This window comes from Facilibium subflavum (assembly GCF_003574485.1).
In the GTDB taxonomy this organism is placed as follows: domain Bacteria; phylum Pseudomonadota; class Gammaproteobacteria; order Francisellales; family Francisellaceae; genus Facilibium; species Facilibium subflavum.
This window is the reverse complement of record NZ_QLIT01000331.1, coordinates 1-501: the sequence shown is the minus strand read 5'-3', so window position 1 is coordinate 501 and position 501 is coordinate 1. Positions and strand designations below refer to the sequence as shown.

At 42.9% G+C, this 501-nt stretch carries 1 pseudogene; it reads right to left on the bottom strand.

The annotated features are described in order from the left end of the window. A pseudogene (locus DNK84_RS14870) lies at window positions 1-487 on the bottom strand (transposase); the annotation flags it as partial. Window positions 488-501: the final 14 nt, after the last annotated feature.

Below are 501 nucleotides of genomic sequence, written 5' to 3'. Positions count from 1 at the left end.
CTAAAGCAACATAAACGGCTTTATTTAGCACACGCTTATCATGACGGACTTTAACCACCAAACAATCAAAGAAAACAATCTGATAAACCGCATCTAGTGGCCGTGATTGCCATTGTTTGACTTCTTCCAACACCTCTTCGGTAATCTTGCTGATTAATCTTGTGCTGATCTAAGCTCCACCATAAAGCTCCCGTCATTGCAATTGATTATCTTAAACACTCATACCTTTGGCATATAATGATATATTTTTTTCCTTCCAACCTTCAATCTGCGTGCTTCGCTTGGGAACAAGTACAGGATCAAACCCACCTTAGCGATCACGAGGCACATCACTTTCCAATGGGCCCTCTACTGTTATTACGCTTTCTCGTGTCGTCCCGTCACGTGCATTAGCAAAATTGCCACGTTCATGCCTGTCATAACCAAACTTCGCCTTTACTCCACCTTGTAAAGCACGTTCACACATCCCTTTGGTTAATCGCCTCAATCACTCACCTGATC